The sequence below is a fragment of the Bifidobacterium erythrocebi genome (genome assembly GCF_012932675.1).
GTDB classification, from domain to species: domain Bacteria; phylum Actinomycetota; class Actinomycetes; order Actinomycetales; family Bifidobacteriaceae; genus Bifidobacterium; species Bifidobacterium erythrocebi.
This window is the reverse complement of record NZ_JAAIIF010000002.1, coordinates 92,332-109,711: the sequence shown is the minus strand read 5'-3', so window position 1 is coordinate 109,711 and position 17,380 is coordinate 92,332. Positions and strand designations below refer to the sequence as shown.

The window sequence follows — 17,380 nt, the reverse complement described above, 5'->3', positions numbered from 1 at the left end:
TCTGCCTGATATCACTGCTTGTCCGAATCCATGCTGTCGATCATCTGATCGATCATGGAGGACTGCACCTTCTCGTCCTGAAGCTCGCTGCCCAGGATCTTGCCTGCCAGGGCCGTTGCCAGAGCGCCGACCTCGCCCTTGAGCGAGACCAGAGCCTGCTGCTGCTGCGATGCGATGGCACGCTGTGCACTGGCGGTGATCTGGCTGGCGTCCGCTTCCGCACGGGAACGTGCATCGGCGACGATGTGCGATGCCTCGGCACGTGCGTCATCACGGATCTTGGAAGCCTCGACGCGTGCGTTGCTCAGCTGAGCCTCATACTTGGCCTTGGCTTCGTCGGCATCCTTCTGGGCCTGCTCGGCCTTGGCGATGCCACCTTCGATCTTTGCGGCACGTTCGTCGAACACGGCCTGGAACTTAGGCAGGAAGAACTTGTAGAAGAACAGGGCGACGATGACAAGAATGACGGCCGACCAGACGATGTCGTACATCTTCGGGACGAACAGCATGATGCCGCTTTCAGCCAATGTCTCCATATCCGCCTCCTTTCACTTCGTTCGTTGTATTACCGGTTCTTCGGATCAGGCGAAGATGAAGCCAGCAACGATACCCAGCAGGGCAAGGAACTCGATAAGGCCGAAGCCGATCCACATCAGGGTCTGGATCTTGCCGCTGAGCTCAGGCTGGCGAGCGGTGGACTCAATGGCCTTGCCGAACACGATGCCGACGCCGATGCCGGGGCCGATGGCGGCGAGGCCGTAGCCGATGGCGCTCAGATTACCGGAAACCTCAGCGAGCGTGATGATATCCATGGGTTGATTCCTTTCTAACTGAATTCGTGAGTGACGAATTACAAATCTGTATTGCGGTACGTCAGTCCTCGGGGTAGCTGAGGTTGATGTACACGGTGGACAGCGTGGCGAAGATGAACGCTTGCAGATACGCCACGAAACCTTCGAACAGGGTCATGATGAAGCCGAATACGAAGGTGGCGGCGCCGAATGCGGCCATCCAGTTGTGGGCTTCGATCAGGAAGAACTGCGTTGCGGAGAAGCACAGCGCCACGATGATGTGGCCTGCGAGCATGTTGGCGAAGAGTCGAACCGTCAGGGAGACCGGGCGGATGACGACGACGTCGAGGAGCTGGATCGGGATTGCGATGATCAGCACCGGTGCAGGGACGCCCTGGGGGATGCATTCCTTCTTCAGGTAGGCGAAGAAGCCCTGCTCACGGCAGGCGGTACGCCAGTACTGCACGAAGGTCCACAGGGCGAACGCCAGCGGCATCATGATCGTCGCGGTGGCGGCGATGTTCATGCCGGGGATGATGCCACAGATGTTGAACAGCAAAATCGTGAAGAACAATGTCGTGATCATCGGGACGTAACGCTTGCCTCGCGTCTCGCCCATCACCTCGTACACGATCTTGTCGCGCACGTATTCGATGGCCCACTCGATGAATCCCTGCCAACGTCCGGGGATGAGCTTTGCTTTTGCGGCGCTCACACCGAGGACGATCAGCATGATGACCGTCATAACCACACGCACCAGAATGATGCGGTTCATGGCGAACGGAGTGCCTTGGAAGAGAATCTCCGGGGGAAGGAATTCATCAACGGTGGGGATCTCCGGCCCGTTCGCGGCAAGTGTGAGCCCGGACAAAAGTGTCTCGTGCATTCTCGCGCCTCCTACTTCTTCATGTCTGCTGCCAGTTTATCCCTAAACGACCGGTAAATGTGACCGCACGGTAACATCTCCGGCCATCTCGGTTTGGCTCGCTGGCTCATGTCGGCTGGGCGCAAATCGAGGGGCTGAACTGCCTGCGACGGCATTCAATCTCGAATGGCTAGGTGAAGATTATTCGCCGTCTTCTAGACGAACGCAACGGCCACGACGATAAACCGTGATTTTGCACGGATTCGCTCGGCGTTTCGAGATGCGTGGAAACGCGCCCTGTTGACAAAACGAGGTTTTGCGTTAGCCCTAACAATGTTGACATGACAACGTTTTCTGTCTCGATACGCCCTCCTTGGACGCGTCCATCAAGGAGAATTATCTGTCTTAATATATGGACTTAAAGATGGTCATAATGCGGGATTTTTGGAGGTCAATATACGGATATGCGGCGGTCATGACCCGCAATGACCGCCGCATATCCGTCAAACGATGAACGTCTCAGCCCCTCCTTCGAAGCCTCAACGCCCCTTGGCGTCATCCGCATCCTTCGAGCAGATCACGCCATACCCATCGCTGAGGAACGGCTTGAAGCCATCGGCGCGCGGGCCGGCAGGCTCATGGCGAATGGACCTGTCCGTGCCCAGCTTCTTATGCGCCCTGAGCTCCGGCACCTCCGTCAGGTCGTACGGCGTGGTCTGGTACACCCAGTTCAGCCAGTTGCGCCACAGCAGGTTCGCATGCGCGCGCCATGCGAACAGCGGTTCCAGCGTCGGATCGTCGTGCGGGAAATAGTTCTTCGGGAACGGCACGTTGGTCATGCCCTTGGCCATATCGCGCTCGTATTCCTCGGCGAGCGTCATCTTGCCGTACTCCCAATGCCCCAGGGCGAACACCTCGGAGAAATCGCGCGTGGCGATCAGGCCGGGGCCGGATTCCGGGCCCCACGTCAGGATCTGCAGATCCGGGTTGGCGCGGACATCCTCCTCGCTCACGCCGGCCAGGCGGGAATGCGGCTGCAGGGCGATCTCGTCGAAGCCGTTGGTCAGGAAGCAGTACTCGTCCTGCAGGTACTGGGGGAACACGCCGAAGATCTTCTCGGGCAAATCCACCTTGTGTACGCCGTACCGCTGGTAGAGCGCGCCCATCGCGCCCCAGCACAGGTACATGGTGGAGAACACGTGCGTGGAGGCCCAGTCGAGGATCTGCTGGAACTCCTCCCAGTAATCGACCTGCTCGAACGGCATATGCTCCACCGGCGCGCCGGTCACCACGAAGCCGTCGTAATAGTTGTCCTTCAGCGCGTCAAGCGTCTCGTAGAACTTGACCAGGTGATCGGCGGACACGTGCGTCGCCTCGTGCGTGGAGGTCTTCATGAAGTCGATCTCCACCTGCAGCGGGCTCTTCGAGATAAGCCTGAGCAGCTGCGTCTCGGTTTCGATCTTCTTGGGCATGAGATTCAGGATCACCAGTTTCAGCGGACGAACGCGCTGGCGCTCCGCTTCAGGTTTTTCCAGGGCGAAGATGCGCTCTGAATCGAGAATTGCTCTGGCCGGAAGGCCACTGGGGATCTTGATAGGCATGGTTCTTATTATGCAGCGAAACGCGCCAATTCCTCTCGGCACCATTCACGACACGCCGATGGTTGACATATTCTGCATATCGCTTATGGTTGATTGAGCTGTCTGAAAGACAAGCCGTCGCGGGGTGGAGCAGCTCGGTAGCTCGCTGGGCTCATAACCCAGAGGTCCATGGTTCAAATCCATGCCCCGCTACCAATCCGAAAGCTAGGAATCACATGATTCCTAGCTTTTTTCGTATCAGATCACGGTCAGTGTCACAGCGACTCCCGCCTGTGCGCCAACACTAGGATCAGGCTGCCGGCCGCAAGCGCGATGAACGCCATGGCAATGGCGAAGGCCACGTCGCTGCCGGTCGAGGCCAAAGGCGTTTCTGGTTCGTCGTTTTCCTCGACCGGTTTCTCCTCGTCCTCTTCCTCCTCATCCTCTTCCTCGTCTTCGGGCTCCACACCTACATATGCCTGCTCCCACTGGTCGTCGTAGGCGCTGGCCGCAGGCATCACGCGATCGTCACCCGCAAAGCTCCAGACGAACACGTACCAGCCGTGATCCTCGGCGACGATGTTGATCGGCTCGCCGTGCGCGTCCAGGGAACCGGCGCCCACACGGATCGTGCCGTTCTTCGCCGGCACATCCCACGTGCCGATCAGCTTGTGATGCTCGTCCTCCTGCGGCATGTCGGTACCGGAAGGCTTGAACTCCGCATCGCTGCCCGGATCGTCCTTGTCGCCGGCCCACCACACGCTCACCTGCGCAAACTCCTCGTCGGCACCGATGCCGAATTCCTCGGACCCCTTGAACTCCCCGTGATCATCCGGGAAGCCCGCAACGGTGATGGTGTCGCTCAACTGCGCGCCAAGCGCCGGACTGTGCTCGGTAATCGTCGATTCCACCTCCACTTTGGCGCGATTCGAGTTGGTCTCCTCGGCCTCAAGGAACCCGCTCACCGAGTCCCGAACCAGGTACTTCCCCGACTTCCCCTGCTGCTTGGAGGCGTCGAACGCCCACACCCACGTGCCGATGCCGCCGCGTGCCGGCGTCCGGTATTCCTCCGTGCCGCCCGGCTCGGTCGTGGCCGTCACGGTCTTCGTCTGTTCCGGTCCGGTGAAGGTGGCCGTACCGTACGCCGCCGGCTTATAGCCCCGCTTTGCGATGCGTTCAAGGAACGCCTCGATGCTTTCCCCGGCGTTCGGCTGCATCGGATCGGTCAGATCGCTTGCGGAGAGCCCGTCGAAGTAGTAGCCCGTCGCCAGCATTTCCACATTCTTGGGCCAATGGCTGTCCGCACCCGTCACCTTCGACGTGACCTTATCGCTCACCGTCTCGCCCGCGTCCACGATCTTCTTGGACGTGACCGTGGCCACGGCCGGCGTGAAGTCCTTACGGACCTTGAACGCGACGCCATCGCCCGCGACCTGTTCCTGGCTGCCATAGCACGCGTAGTCCTGGTTGCTGATCAGCTGCAACGCACGCGGCGACTCGTATTGCGTGCTCACCTTGACCTCGCCGCTGCCGGTGGCATGCCATGCGTGGCGAATCGTGGTGTTTCCGGAGGTACCGTTCACCGTCTGGCCGCCGGTGTCGAATCGGGCCGGACCTTCCAGCCGCACGGAATAAGGGACGCCGGCGAGCGCCTTGCCGTCGCTTTTCACCACGACATCCACCCAACCGGAGCGCAGTCCTTCCACCGTCTGGCTGGTGACCTGCAATCCCAGCGGCATGTTCGCGCCCGCTTCGCCCCACAGACGGTTGGCGATGGCGTCCAGGCCCGGGTATTGCGCGGAGATGACGGCCCAATGGCGTGCCCATGCCTGCGGGTCCAGTTCCATGTGCCTGTGCACCAGCACGCCTATGGCGGCGTGGATGTTCGCGTCGCGATTGTTCTGGTAGCGGTTCGCCAGCCACGCGATGCGGCGCACATTGGTATTGTCTTCGATCTTCCGTTCGCCCGAATACTCGTTGCTGGCGTCCGCGCCGGCCTTCATGCAGTATGCGAGCCTGCCGTCGGGCAGTTTCTTGATTGCGCCGATCAGCAGGTTCCTGCCGTCGATGCGGTACCACAGGTTCGTGCCCGGCGGCGGGTAGTCCAGCGCCGCGGCGAACGCGGCCGGCGATGCGCCCAACAATACCGCCAACGCGATGAGAAGCGCCGCCAAGCCGGTCAGGCATCGCCGCAATCGTGTAGCCATAGTTCTTCCTCCTATATATATGGTGTTTCCATCCGGCCACCGTGCCGGGCAGATACCATCGAGCCTGCCAGAACCGGCGCTTCCACCCGCACTTGTTCCGCCCCTGTGGTCGGAACTCCCTCTGCCGGGCGTGTTGTGGATAACTCGACCCGCAGGTTATCCACATTTCGCCGCTCACTCTGCCCCTATCGGCAAGTTATGCACATAGCGCGGCAGCCGTCCACAGATTCGTCCACATATCACGCCGCCGCGCACTTACAATGGGAACGAAACCTATTGATAAGGAGCAAGGAGAGGGCTGCCATGTCGACGAAGACCACTGAAAGCGCCACGGGAAAGAAAACCGCGTCACCCGCGAAGCGAACGACGGGTACGGCAAAACGTACGACCGCCGCAACGAAGAGAAGGCGTACCGCCAAAACAGCCACGCCCGCAGTCCAGGGCGAGGTGCCGGCACAGGTCATCCCCGTCACCGAAGCCGGCCAGTTCGGCCGCATCAACGTCCTGGACATCACCCCGAACGAGGAACGCGGCATCTACCCCGGCCGCGTAGAACTCGGTGAGGCGTTCGAGGTCACCGCGCAGGTGTTCATCGAAGGACGCACCAAGGTCGGTGCCACTGCCGTGGTGCGCAATCCGCGCGGCAAGGAGATGCTGCGCAGAACGATGACCTGCGTGAACCCGGGCCTGGACCGCTGGACCATGACGCTGGTATGCGGCGAGCGCAGCGACGCCAAGCCGTGGGAGCCTGAATTCGCCAAGGTAAAGCGCCAGCTGGGCGAGTGGACCGTGACCGTGGAGGGTTGGGAAGACACCTATCTGTCCTGGCTGCATGACGCCACCATCAAGGTGCAGGTGGACGACGACGTGGAGAACGCGCTGATCTCCGGCTCCCAGCTGCTCGCACGCTGGGCGGCCACGAGCGACGCCAAGCTCAACGCCCGTCAGCGCAAGACGCTGGAGGCCGCCGCCGCTGCCATGGCCGACACGACGCGTTCCCCGCAGGAGCGTCTCGCCGCCGCCACCAGCGATGAGATCACCGAGCTTCACGTATCCAACCCGCTGCGCGACGGCCTGTCCCCCAGCGCCCCGCAGCGCTTCAAGGTGGAACGCCCGAAGTCCAGCTTCGCCGCATGGTACCAGTTCTTCCCGCGCTCCGAAGGCGCGACCTACGACGATCAGAACGGCCGAATCAAGCAGGGCACGCTGGTCACGGCGCTGTCCGGACTGGAACGCGCCAAGGCCGAAGGATTCGACATCGTATACCTGCCTCCGATCTTCCCGATCGGCGTGACCAACCGCAAGGGCCGCAACAATTCCCTGGTCGCCGGCCCCAACGACCCCGGTTCCCCGTTCGGCATCGGCTCCGAGCTTGGCGGTCATGACACCGTCGACCCGCTGCTGGGCACCATGGACGACTTCAAGGCGTTCTGCGCGCGTGCACACGAGCTCGGGCTTGAAGTCGCACTCGACTTCGCGCTGCAGTGCTCCCCCGACCACCCATGGGTCAAGCAGCATCCGAACTGGTTCCGCACCAAGCCGGACGGCACCATCGCCTTCGCCGAGAACCCGCCGAAGAAATACCAGGACATCTACCCCATCGACTTCAACGCCGACATGCCCGGCATCGAAAAGGAAGTCGAACGCATCATGGACCTGTGGGTCAAGGCCGGCGTGACCATCTTCCGCGTCGACAACCCGCACACCAAGCCGGTACGCTTCTGGCAGGACGTGATCGCGGCCGTCACCAAGAAGCACCCCGAAGTGCTGTTCCTGGCCGAAGCGTTCACCCGCCCGGGCATGATGCGTGCACTGAGCTACGCGGGCTTCACCCAGTCGCACTGCTACTTCCCGTGGCGCAACACCAAGGACGAGCTGGAAGAGTATCTGCTGGAGACCAACGGCGATGACGGCTACTACCAGCACAACACCTTCTGGCCCACCACGCCGGATATCCTCACCGCCTACGTGCGCGACAACGGCATCGCCGGCCATGCGGTGCGCGCGGTGCTGGCGGCCATGGGATCCCCGAGCTGGGGCATCTACAACGGCTTCGAACTCATCGAGAACAAGCAGCGCCCCGGTTTCGAGGAGCAGATCGACAACGAGAAGTACGAGGTCAAGGTGCGCAACTGGGCCGATGCCGACAAGTACGGCATCGCCGAGCTGCTGACCAGCCTGAACAAGATCCGCCGCGAGCATGTGGACGCCTTCAGCTACCACAATGTGAGCATCCTGCCGTCGTCCGATTCGAACATCCTCGCGTTCGCCCGCCACACCCCCGCCGAGCTGACGGCGACGGGCAAGCCGGAGACGCTGATCGTGGTGGTGAACCTTGACGGCCACAACGCGCACCAGTCCGAAGTGCATCTGGAAATGCCCGATTTCGGCATCGACCCGAAGCAGGGCGCCCATGTGCGCGACGAGCTCACCGGGCGCGAGTTCACGTGGGGTTGGGACAACTTCGTCTCACTGGCTCCATGGGCCGATGTGGCGCACGTGCTGACGGTGGTCGAGGACTGATTTTCGGTCTAATCGAAAATCAGAACCGCAAAAAATCGCGATGAATAAAGACGCGGCTGGAACGCATCACACATTCCATCCGCGTCTTTTCCTATATCGCGCCGCATCCACACGCCTGAAACATCCAGCCGGTGGAACAAAACACCATATAACCGACAGGACCGCATCATTTACCAGATTCCGCCCCGCCGAGAAGAATTTTCCGGTCGCACATATTCACCAAGGCGGCATCATGCGTCGAAACGACCACACAGGCACCTCTCGCGGCAGCCTGACGCAGAAGCCCAATCACGATTCCCCGATTAATCTCATCCAACGACGCCGTAGGCTCGTCCACAAAAATGTAGGCGGATCGTTTCCATAGCGCCCGCACCAAGGCAACACGCTGCTTCTCACCACCAGACAGCACTGCCGCCAAATCATTCAGCCTGCCCGACATGCCGGTTTCAGACAACAGCCGCGAAAGCTTTTTAGGCAGTCTATTCCGTTTGGGATTGTAATGCTTATGCTTGAAAGTCAGATTGTAGAATACGGTTTCCTCGTCAATCATTCCGTAATCCTGATAGACGAATGACACAGCGTTTCTCCAGAACGCTCGACGCTGACGATCCGTCCACCGCAAGGTGCTTTCGCCATTGACGACGACATCACCCTCCGAAGGTTTCATCAGCAACGACATGATGCCAAGCAATGTCGTCTTACCACTGCCGGATGGGCCGGTAAGCGCAACCATCATGCCGCCGTCAACCCGGGCGTTGATATGACGGAAAATGGTATTCCCCTGAATCACGCATGCAACATCATCAAGTTCGACGGTCATGGCAAACTCCTTCATTCATGTAATTCCGTTTCATCGCCCGGCCGGCATCTAGCAAGCCGCCCGTTGCACAACATCAGCAAAGCATTGCCGTGCTGCCAACAGCAACGACACGAACTCGACAACCGCACACGCCAAGCACAGCAGCAGCATCAGTAATGAAGCACTTCCCACCATCAGCCGACGCTGCCCGACGTACCACCAAGCAGCCAGCAATGCGGCAAGCAGCAACCCCAATTGCGATATGAAGTAAGGCAGCACGATGCGCGCGTAGGAAGCTCCCGATGTATGCCGGATGAACAACATCCTCCGCTTCTCATACATCCAGAGAACCGCATCCTGCATCATGCAGAAAAACGTCTCGCACAAAATGACGACCACGAAGCAAAGATTCAGATTGCGCTGCTGAATATCAAGACGATACTGGTACATCGCATCATCGGCCACACGGCTCACGGAAGTGATGTATGGAGCCATTACCGATTCCTTGGCGATTCTACTCACGGAATCAGCGTTGACGAACTGTATATTCGTTGAAGACATAGCCGGATACAGGAAGCTATTCAGATCGAACATCGAGCTGGCGTTATCGGTGAGAATTATCAGCGGATTACGCAATGATGCGAACACTCCGGATTGAGCGTTGTATTCCAAGGATGGAAACGCTTTGTCGCCTTTCCATTCGTATAGGCAATCCTCCATTGTTATTGGGGATTGCTTGTTCATCCATATTCCATCGTAATCTTTCAACGATTTCGCGAGGACATTCGGAATATGGGCCGATGTTGTTTTCTTCAAGCTGTTCTCGGAGATATGCATCAGTTTCAGAAACGACGTATTCACGATGACAACATCGTCATAAGGTGCTATCTGTTGCAACGTTTCGCGTTTCGTAGGAGCGTTTCCGTTACTGCCATAGACCAGCGCTGGAGATACCGAATACGATAGGTACATTTCCCCCGCTGCGTCCTCGGCATCCAGGAACCGTTGGAAAGCCCCGCTTGCTTCCGCACTTGAATCCGCCGGATCAGCAAGGGTCTCCACGGAAACCACTGCCCCCAAATTCTGCCATTGTCTGGCGGAATTCAGCTGTTGCGAAGCAACCATGAACGCGTACGAGGATGTGACACCGGCAACCAAGGCGAGCACCACGCAGACGAATTTCCATGCAATCTGGCCGCATAGCAGTCGTTTGGAGAGCGTATGGCGCGCGGCCAACTGTCGAATCGACGGCATCGTCAGCAACGAGAACACCGCAATCACCACGCCGAACAGCAGCGCAAGCCCCACAGTTACCGATAGATACGCTTTGCAATACACGGCAATGGAATTCACCGCATGAGTCAGCAGAACGACCGCAGACGCGCCTATTCCACTCAGGCAATACCATGGCAGACAGATCTTCGAGAAATCAACGATGTCTTGATAAAGAATACGCCCATTGCCAACGCCATTCAGGATAAGCACCGAATGGAGCTTCTCCCGATTGCCCGCCCATGACCAACCCGTCGCACATATCGCCACGCAAAGCACGGCAACGCCGAAAGCGCCCGACTGATTATTGGACAGCAACCCGAATACATCGGCATTCGAAACTCGACGTCCGCCGTTGACGATGGAGCCATCATAGGTTTTCACCAGTTTCTCGAACGAGTTTATCGCAGCCGTATCCGAGAACGAATACGCTCCGGAAATACTCGCATCCGCCAAATCGGACAGAGGCGACAATGTGACGGAACGGAATCCTCCATACTGATAGTTCGCCAGATCTCGCTCGGCTTGCGATTCGTCTCCAAAAACAAACAGTTCCGAAACCGCGGAATCCGATGAGGAATCCGCCGCAGAAGTCATCTTCGTTTTAGAAAGCGCACCGAATTCGCCTTTGCGGTACGGCAACGCATCCAGTGCCGCGGCAATATCCGTCTTCTGCGCCTTGGACTTCGAAAAATCCACGGAAACAAACGTCGTGGTTCCGATGGGATACACCGTATCCAACGATTCCAATGTAGCGACGATGATATACGAAACAAACAACGGCATGATCAAACCCAATACCGCAAGAATCCTCTTTGCCATTTTGCCTCTATCTTCTGTGCTCCGATGCAGAATCGCACGGTTCCATTCCGTTGGATGTTCCGAAATATCCGTTACCTCGAACATTTCGGAACATCCAGCGGAATGCATCCATTGAACTGAGTCAGCCAAATCTCCATGCGCCGGTACAGGAATCAGCAAACACGGTAATAGTATTTAATTCCGAACCCGTGGCCCCAGATTTGAGCATAAGACCAATGCCCCGAAGCGGTATCAATGGAACGGCTCTTGGCGGTGCTTGTCACAACAGATGATCCATGGCATCTACTTGCATGCCAATAATTAGACCACATCTTCGCGGGATTGGATCCATACTGCCATGTACCGCCTTCAGCAGGATATGCTTCAGCCAACGGAGACACCAGAGTTCCCCCGGAGATCTCATATTCATTCCATGCTCCAGTGCATACTACGTTTTCCGGATTATTTGTATTATCCGACGCAAACGCCATGGCAGTTCCACTTGTCAACATGGTTGCTGACAGTACGATAGCGCCAACAGCACTGCATATCTTCTTCAGCATGATTTCCTCCATTCGCCCTCCCCCTCATCAGAGAAGGTACTGTTCAACATATGCTCCGATGAACGTCAAATGAAATGGTTGTCAAGAAAAACTTGACCCCGTAGAAGATCGAAGAACGCACGCCCCGCAGACGCATCTTGCTTATAGAAAAACAGCACAATTCGCCGCGGAAGCATGGCAGGGTATATTCACTAATGTGAGTGCACCTATTACAGTCGCTGTTTTGGATAATGATCCTTGGAGTGCGAGGTCCCTTGCTCAATGGATTGAGAACAGTGCACCATCAATCCATGTCATCTGGCAGACGTCATCCGCCGCGGAAGCGCTTCACCGTTGTTTATACGGAATGCATAAGCCCGATGTTCTCATTCTCGACATGGCATTGAACGACGCATCAGGGCCATCCGTATGCACGCAGATACGAAAATATACATCCTCCATTGGCATAATCGGCGTCACAGCATACGATTCCAAGCAATATATCGACGATCTGGCGCAGGCCGGCGCGCAGGCTCTTGTCGCAAAGGAGTGTCTTGCCGCTGATTTGAAAAAACTGCTGCCTGTTGTAGCCAAAGGCGAAAGTTCCGATCCGACTGTGTTCATGACCGCCGCACAGGCGCACGACAAGCTGGCGCAGCAAGCCCAGAACCAACCCTCACTTCAGCAACTCAGCACACGTGAGCTGCAAGTACTTCGCCGCTATGCGCATGATGCCAGCACTACCGAAATCGCTTCGGAACTCGGAGTCACCACCAATACCGTATTCACGTATATGCATAGAATCTCACAAAAACTCGGCGTGAAAAATCGTTTGGAGGCCATCAAAGAGTGCAAAAAATACGATCTATTATGACGCGCCTGCCACAATCACTACCACGCCTCGACGTTATTGCGCATCATTCAGGTAATCGCGGTCATCACAATGAAAATACGCGATCCGCATTTGACAAGACACTTACCTGTATCGCACTTGCTTGCGGCCTTCTCTACATCGCGAATATTGCACTTCCCAGCTTTGGATTCCAGTGGAATTCTCCTTATATCGGTTTTTCCATCTGCTGCGATATCGGCACGCTGGTATTTTTCCGTCTGTATCCGCAAGCCTCTTCAGCGGCCATGCTTCTTCTGTGGACGGCAGAACGCTACGTACCGTGGAATTTGCCGTACACCTATGTTTTCGCAGTATTAGCCGCAGCCGCCACTCTCGGATATCTGCGGTTCCGTCTGGCTTTGGGCACATGCTTGGCTTCCGCCCTGATACTGTTCTTCATCAGGGTTTCCTCGTTGGAAGACACCGTGTTTATGAGTCTAGTGTTCCTTGCGACTTCTTGCGGCGGATTCGTGCTTCGACTATACCAAGACCGGAACCATGCCGTTTCGCAGCTCGGAATGCATCGGCGTCAGGAAATGATCGCCGGCAAACTGCATGATGTCGTCTGCAATGACCTTGCATACGCATTGCGTCAAATCGATGCTTTGGAAACGGTACAGGAACACCCAGCGGACGCGGGAAACCATACCGATTCGTTGGCCGAAATACGGCAGAGCATCACCGAGGCATTGCAATACACACGCACAGCCATCACGACTTTGCAATCGGCGGATACCGAATCCCACGAAACACATATCGCCGGCAGTATGGACCTGGCCAGCAGCAATGCCGACAAGACAACAATCGATATCGCGACGTTGCTCGAGCAAGGGCAAAAGAAACTCGATCATATCGGCATCAGCGGCATCATTGCCGCGCCGGATATGGGGACCGCGGCAATGCCCAGAACCACAGCTACGCTTGTAGAAGGCTTGATTCGGGAGATATTCGGCAACCTGCTCAAATACGCCGACCCTGCAAAAGGGTATGTCCTTACCGCAAGGAGCGACGGCATCACCTTGCATATCGGCGTCTGCGATTCGCCCCGCCCGGATTATTGGCAGAACATCCCGTCAAACATTTCACCGATATCATCGGACGCCCCGTCGAATGCCCCGGAGATGCCGGACGAATCGTCAACCGATATGAACCCATCGCTTCATGGCGGCACAGGCATACGTTCATATCAAACACGGCTCGCGGCTCTAGGCGGCGAATTATCCATTTCCGCTTCCGACGACCAGTGGACACTGGAAGCCGCCGTGCCTTTGTTTGACACCGACCACACCGATGGCCGCCATTCAACAGGACGAATGCGAATTCGGATGGAATGAGTACCACCATCCAACCAACGACACACTATATGCCGCCCAACGATGGCGGAATACCCACAGGACGGTCTTACATATACCTATACCGTGATACCGCAATGACTACGATCGCTCGCGTAATCACTCAGGATCAGTTTCAACGTTTTCATTATTGTGGTATTACGGAGTTTCCTATTGTATGATTATGGAGTTTTCTACCATAAGATTATGGTTTTTCTTATTGTAAGATTATGGTAATTGCAACATGTCCATCACACCCCGCTCGCACCATGATCGCAAGCCCGACTCAATACATATTGGAGAAAAAACGAATGGTCCCACGTCTTCTCGGCGAGAGAATCGCACAAATGGCACGATGGTTTCCCGTGGTGTCGGTCACAGGACCTCGGCAAAGCGGAAAATCAACCATCGTCAAATCAGTATTTCCGGACTATCAGTACGTCAACCTTGAAAATCCACAGACCCGTAAAGAGGCCTTAGACGATCCCGTCGGTTTCATCAACAATCGCAATGAGCACCTCATCATCGACGAAGTCCAATATGCCCCTGACCTGTTTTCCATGATCCAAGTCGCTTCCGACGAACGATCCAGCACTGGCCAATACGTGCTTTCCGGCTCCCAGAACTTCAGACTGCTCAAGAACATCACGCAATCGCTCGCCGGACGTGTCGGACTCGTGGAACTGCTCCCTTTCTCATTCCAGGAAGCGCGTATCGCACAGACGAATCTTTCCGCCGATGATTTCATGATATCCGGCGGATATCCAAGATTGTTCGAAACCCATATGCCCACAGACGTGTTTTTCTCGAATTACGTCAGCACATACGTGGAACGCGACGTCGCGGATTATCTCGACGTACGCAATCTCACATCTTTCCAAAAATTCCTGCGTCTGTGCGCGCTCAACTCCGGTAATCTGATGAACTACGCCAAACTTGCAAAAGACGCCGATATCAATGCGCAAACCGCAAAAACATGGTTGTCAATGTTGAATTCGAGCTATATCACGTTCCAGCTCGCGCCTTATTTCTCCAATGAAGGCAAAAGACTCATCAAAACACCAAAAATGTACTTTCATGATACAGGCCTGCTCTGCTATCTCCTAGGAATAACGAATCGGCAGCAACTGCTTTTCAGCCCGCATCTCGGCGCAATCTTCGAAAATCTCATCGTCGCCGAAACCCTGAAGAACCATATCGACAACGGCGAGGAGCCCAAGCTCTTCTTTTACCGGGACGACAGCAAAATCGAAGTCGACTTGCTGGACTTCACCAATGCGAGCGCTCCCATGTTGATTGAGATCAAATCGGGACAAACCTATAAAGACAATTTCGCACGCCATCTCAGCACTGTAGGCGAGTTTTTGGGCATCCCCGAACAGCAACGGCATGTCGTGCTCCGCATCGAACAAGGATTCCAGGCCAAAGGCGCGGTGGCGCATTCGGCAGCGGAGTGGCTGCTGCGGCAAACGTGAATCGCTTACGATGCGGCATACAGCGTCGGCAAGACGCAAAAGCGGGTATCGTAGGTAACGAATTACTGCTGGTCTTATCGATCAAGGAGAAAACAATGGCAGAAACCTTCAACGTCGTGGTGGAGATCCCGCGTGGCTCCAAGAACAAGTACGAAGTGGACCACGAGACCGGTCGCGTGTTCCTGGACCGCACCCTGTTCACCGCTATGGGCTACCCGGATGACTACGGCTACATCGACGGCACCCTGGGCGAGGACGGCGATCCGCTCGACGCCCTGGTCATGATCCCGAACTCCGTGTTCCCGGGCTGCGTGGTCGAGTGCCGCGCCGTTGGCCTGTACCACATGGTCGACGAGGCCGGTGGAGACGACAAGGTGCTGTGCGTGCCGGCCGACGTCCGCTTCGACGATATCAAGGACGTCGACGACGTGTCCGAGTACCACAAGGCCGAAATCAAGCACTTCTTCGAGCAGTACAAGGCTCTGGAGCCGGGCAAGGAAGTCCTGCCGGGTGACTATTGGACCGGTGCCGCCAAGGCCGAAGAGGAAATCGTCGCGGCCCGCAAGCGCCTCGCCGAAAGCGAGAAGTGAGTTCTTCTCTGTTCTATTGCAAAGCCCACTGTTTCGGCAGTGGGCTTTCCTTTTCCCCGATCAGCGCCCGGATTCCCCCGCTCTGCGCCCGAATTCCCTCTCCTTATTCCCCAATCCACGCCCTAATTCCTGTATCTGCACCCAGCCCCCCCCATCCCCTCAGCATCCAAAATCCCTGCCTGCGTCCGAATTCCCCAATCCACACCCACACCCATCTCTGCCCTAGTCCCCCTATCTCCGCCCAAATCCCCCATCTCCGCCTGAATTTCCCCACTCCACATCCGAATTCCCCTACTCCACGTCCGAATTCCCCCACCGACTGGATAAATACGGACTCTCACAAGCCATCCCCACGCCCAAATGCTCCACTGGCTGGAGGAATTTCCCGCTCACACACCACCCAGCGGCCCAAATCACCCACTGGCTGGACGAATCCACCACTCATTCACCTCTCAGCGGGCAAAAACACCCACCGACTGGACGAATCCACCGCCCATAATCTCCTCAGCGGCCATAATCACCCACCGGCTGGAAGAAAAAGGACGCTCAACACCTTCCCACGCGCCAAAAACACCCAGCCAATGGGGAAAACGGACGCCTAGGCCATCCCCAAACGCCTAAAACCTCCACTGACTGGGAAAAATGCCCGCTCACAAGCCACTCAGCAGACAAAATCCCCCAGCCAATGGGAAATATAGACACCAAGGGGCCGCCCAGCGACCAAAAACATCCAGCCAATGGGAGAAAGGGACGATCAAGGGGCACCCAGACGCCCAAAACATCCAGCCAGTGGGAAAAGGGGACACTCAGAAGTCACTCAGCGATCGAAAACATCCAGCCAGTGGGAGATTCGGGCCGTGGTGGGAGATTCGGGTCGCAGTGGGAGATTCGGGGAGGCCTGACGAGGGAGGGAAATGCAGCCGTGCGATTTCCCCATGCCATGTTATAGTGGTCTCTTGTAATTTTTCGGCATGCGAACAGTATTCGCTTGGGAATTCAAAGCCCGCCTGTGGGCGCGGCAGTTCTGTGTCGGTGCCCCTAGGCGTAGGCGGGTCGCCCCCGTCGAGGCCCATCCCGTGGGGAGTCCGGCGGGATGAACCTTTCACTTACCTATGTTGTTGCAGACATTTCTCATTGCTATTTCCGTGTCCATGGACGCGTTCGCCGTTTCCATCGGCAAAGGCCTGACCGTCAAGCGCCTGCGTAAGCGCGACGCGTTGAAGACCGCGCTGTGGTTCGGCGGCTTCCAGGCATTGTTCCCGATAATCGGCTATTTTGCGACGTCCACGTTCAGCAAGTACGTGACGGCCGTGGATCATTGGATCATCTTCGGTTTGCTGGCGCTGATCGGCGGCAATATGATCCGCGAGGCGTTCGAGGAGGACGAGGAGAACGCCAAGGAGACGCCGGAGTTCGATTGGCGGCACATGCTGCCGATCGCGTTCGCGTGCAGCATCGACGCGTTCGCCGTTGGCGTGAGTTTCGCGTTCATGAATCTTAATATCTGGCTGTCGGTCGCCATTATCGGCGTGACGACCGGTCTGTTCGCGGTGGCCGGATTGTGCATCGGCCGGCTGTTCGGTTCGCATTGGCAGAAGCCGGCGCAGATCGTCGGCGGTTTCGTGCTGATTCTTATCGGCGTGAAGGTGCTGCTTGAGCATCTGAGTCTTCTCGGCATGTAAAGCATGTAAACGCATTGGCGAACGGCACGA

14 protein-coding genes and 1 tRNA gene are annotated in these 17,380 nt (G+C 56.9%); 7 read left to right on the top strand and 8 right to left on the bottom strand.

What is annotated here, in order from left to right; all coding sequences use genetic code 11:
* Positions 1–11: 11 nt before the first annotated feature.
* From G1C98_RS00450 to G1C98_RS00435, 4 genes are all read right to left on the bottom strand, one after another.
* Positions 12–536, bottom strand: a complete 525-nt coding sequence (locus tag G1C98_RS00450) for a F0F1 ATP synthase subunit B (protein ID WP_169078216.1) — start codon at positions 534–536, stop codon at positions 12–14.
* A gap of 45 nt (positions 537–581) precedes the next feature.
* Positions 582–812 carry an ATP synthase F0 subunit C gene (gene atpE, locus G1C98_RS00445; RefSeq protein ID WP_003825487.1) on the bottom strand — a complete coding sequence of 77 codons (231 nt, stop codon included), beginning with the start codon at positions 810–812 and terminating at the stop codon, positions 582–584.
* A 61-nt stretch (positions 813–873) separates the two neighbouring features.
* Complete coding sequence (gene atpB / locus G1C98_RS00440; protein ID WP_169078214.1) at positions 874–1,677, bottom strand: F0F1 ATP synthase subunit A; 804 nt, start codon at positions 1,675–1,677, stop codon at positions 874–876.
* A 518-nt stretch (positions 1,678–2,195) separates the two neighbouring features.
* Positions 2,196–3,257, bottom strand: a complete 1,062-nt coding sequence (locus G1C98_RS00435; RefSeq protein ID WP_169078212.1) for a homoserine O-succinyltransferase — start codon at positions 3,255–3,257, stop codon at positions 2,196–2,198.
* A gap of 118 nt (positions 3,258–3,375) precedes the next feature.
* Here G1C98_RS00435 and G1C98_RS00430 point away from each other — a divergent pair.
* A tRNA-Met gene (locus G1C98_RS00430) sits at positions 3,376–3,452 on the top strand.
* A gap of 59 nt (positions 3,453–3,511) precedes the next feature.
* Here the strand turns inward: G1C98_RS00430 and G1C98_RS00425 are convergent.
* Positions 3,512–5,443 (bottom strand): cell surface protein, encoded by a 1,932-nt coding sequence (locus tag G1C98_RS00425; protein ID WP_169078210.1) that lies wholly within the window; start codon positions 5,441–5,443, stop codon positions 3,512–3,514.
* Between the two features lie 303 nt (positions 5,444–5,746).
* Here G1C98_RS00425 and G1C98_RS00420 point away from each other — a divergent pair, with 303 nt between their 5' ends.
* Positions 5,747–7,966, top strand: a complete 2,220-nt coding sequence (locus tag G1C98_RS00420) for an alpha-1,4-glucan--maltose-1-phosphate maltosyltransferase (RefSeq protein WP_169078208.1) — start codon at positions 5,747–5,749, stop codon at positions 7,964–7,966.
* A gap of 166 nt (positions 7,967–8,132) precedes the next feature.
* Here G1C98_RS00420 and G1C98_RS00415 read toward each other — a convergent pair whose 3' ends face one another.
* From G1C98_RS00415 to G1C98_RS00405, 3 genes are read right to left on the bottom strand one after another with little or no spacing between them, the layout of a single operon-like run.
* A complete protein-coding gene (locus G1C98_RS00415; RefSeq protein WP_169078206.1) occupies positions 8,133–8,786 on the bottom strand; it encodes an ATP-binding cassette domain-containing protein in 654 nt (217 codons plus the stop codon).
* A gap of 48 nt (positions 8,787–8,834) precedes the next feature.
* Positions 8,835–11,018: a hypothetical protein gene (locus tag G1C98_RS00410; protein ID WP_169078204.1), complete on the bottom strand. Its 2,184-nt coding sequence runs from the start codon at positions 11,016–11,018 to the stop codon at positions 8,835–8,837.
* Positions 11,012–11,401, bottom strand: a complete 390-nt coding sequence (locus tag G1C98_RS00405; protein WP_118278251.1) for a lactococcin 972 family bacteriocin — start codon at positions 11,399–11,401, stop codon at positions 11,012–11,014. The genes G1C98_RS00410 and G1C98_RS00405 overlap by 7 nt, the downstream gene beginning before the upstream one ends.
* Positions 11,402–11,597: 196 nt before the next feature.
* Between G1C98_RS00405 and G1C98_RS00400 the strand changes: the two genes are divergently transcribed.
* The 5 genes from G1C98_RS00400 to G1C98_RS00380 all read left to right on the top strand — a co-directional run bounded on the left by G1C98_RS00400 (position 11,598) and on the right by G1C98_RS00380 (position 17,350).
* The gene (locus G1C98_RS00400; protein ID WP_169078202.1) at positions 11,598–12,254 is read left to right on the top strand and encodes a response regulator; all 657 of its coding nucleotides are present in this window, start codon (positions 11,598–11,600) and stop codon (positions 12,252–12,254) included.
* Positions 12,251–13,606, top strand: a complete 1,356-nt coding sequence (locus G1C98_RS00395) for a histidine kinase (RefSeq protein WP_169078200.1) — start codon at positions 12,251–12,253, stop codon at positions 13,604–13,606. Before G1C98_RS00400 ends, G1C98_RS00395 begins: the two co-directional genes overlap by 4 nt.
* A 227-nt stretch (positions 13,607–13,833) precedes the next feature.
* Positions 13,834–15,078: an ATP-binding protein gene (locus G1C98_RS00390; protein ID WP_240944858.1), complete on the top strand. Its 1,245-nt coding sequence runs from the start codon at positions 13,834–13,836 to the stop codon at positions 15,076–15,078.
* A 95-nt stretch (positions 15,079–15,173) separates the two neighbouring features.
* Entirely contained in the window at positions 15,174–15,668 is a 495-nt protein-coding gene (locus G1C98_RS00385) for an inorganic diphosphatase (RefSeq protein ID WP_169078198.1), read from the top strand.
* A gap of 1,112 nt (positions 15,669–16,780) precedes the next feature.
* Positions 16,781–17,350 carry a manganese efflux pump MntP gene (locus G1C98_RS00380; RefSeq protein WP_169078196.1) on the top strand — a complete coding sequence of 190 codons (570 nt, stop codon included), beginning with the start codon at positions 16,781–16,783 and terminating at the stop codon, positions 17,348–17,350.
* The last annotated feature ends 30 nt before the right edge of the window (positions 17,351–17,380 follow it).

Bases quoted from the DNA above. Each gene is read 5' to 3' on its own strand.
- G1C98_RS00450 (WP_169078216.1), bottom strand. From the start codon at position 536: ATGGAGACATTGGCTGAAAGCGGCATCATGCTGTTCGTCCCGAAGATG.
- atpE (WP_003825487.1), bottom strand. From the start codon at position 812: ATGGATATCATCACGCTCGCTGAGGTTTCCGGTAATCTGAGCGCCATC.
- atpB (WP_169078214.1), bottom strand. From the start codon at position 1,677: ATGCACGAGACACTTTTGTCCGGGCTCACACTTGCCGCGAACGGGCCG.
- G1C98_RS00435 (WP_169078212.1), bottom strand. From the start codon at position 3,257: ATGCCTATCAAGATCCCCAGTGGCCTTCCGGCCAGAGCAATTCTCGAT.
- G1C98_RS00425 (WP_169078210.1), bottom strand. From the start codon at position 5,443: ATGGCTACACGATTGCGGCGATGCCTGACCGGCTTGGCGGCGCTTCTC.
- G1C98_RS00420 (WP_169078208.1), top strand. From the start codon at position 5,747: ATGTCGACGAAGACCACTGAAAGCGCCACGGGAAAGAAAACCGCGTCA.
- G1C98_RS00415 (WP_169078206.1), bottom strand. From the start codon at position 8,786: ATGACCGTCGAACTTGATGATGTTGCATGCGTGATTCAGGGGAATACC.
- G1C98_RS00405 (WP_118278251.1), bottom strand. From the start codon at position 11,401: ATGCTGAAGAAGATATGCAGTGCTGTTGGCGCTATCGTACTGTCAGCA.
- G1C98_RS00395 (WP_169078200.1), top strand. From the start codon at position 12,251: ATGACGCGCCTGCCACAATCACTACCACGCCTCGACGTTATTGCGCAT.
- G1C98_RS00390 (WP_240944858.1), top strand. From the start codon at position 13,834: ATGGTAATTGCAACATGTCCATCACACCCCGCTCGCACCATGATCGCA.
- G1C98_RS00385 (WP_169078198.1), top strand. From the start codon at position 15,174: ATGGCAGAAACCTTCAACGTCGTGGTGGAGATCCCGCGTGGCTCCAAG.
- G1C98_RS00380 (WP_169078196.1), top strand. From the start codon at position 16,781: ATGTTGTTGCAGACATTTCTCATTGCTATTTCCGTGTCCATGGACGCG.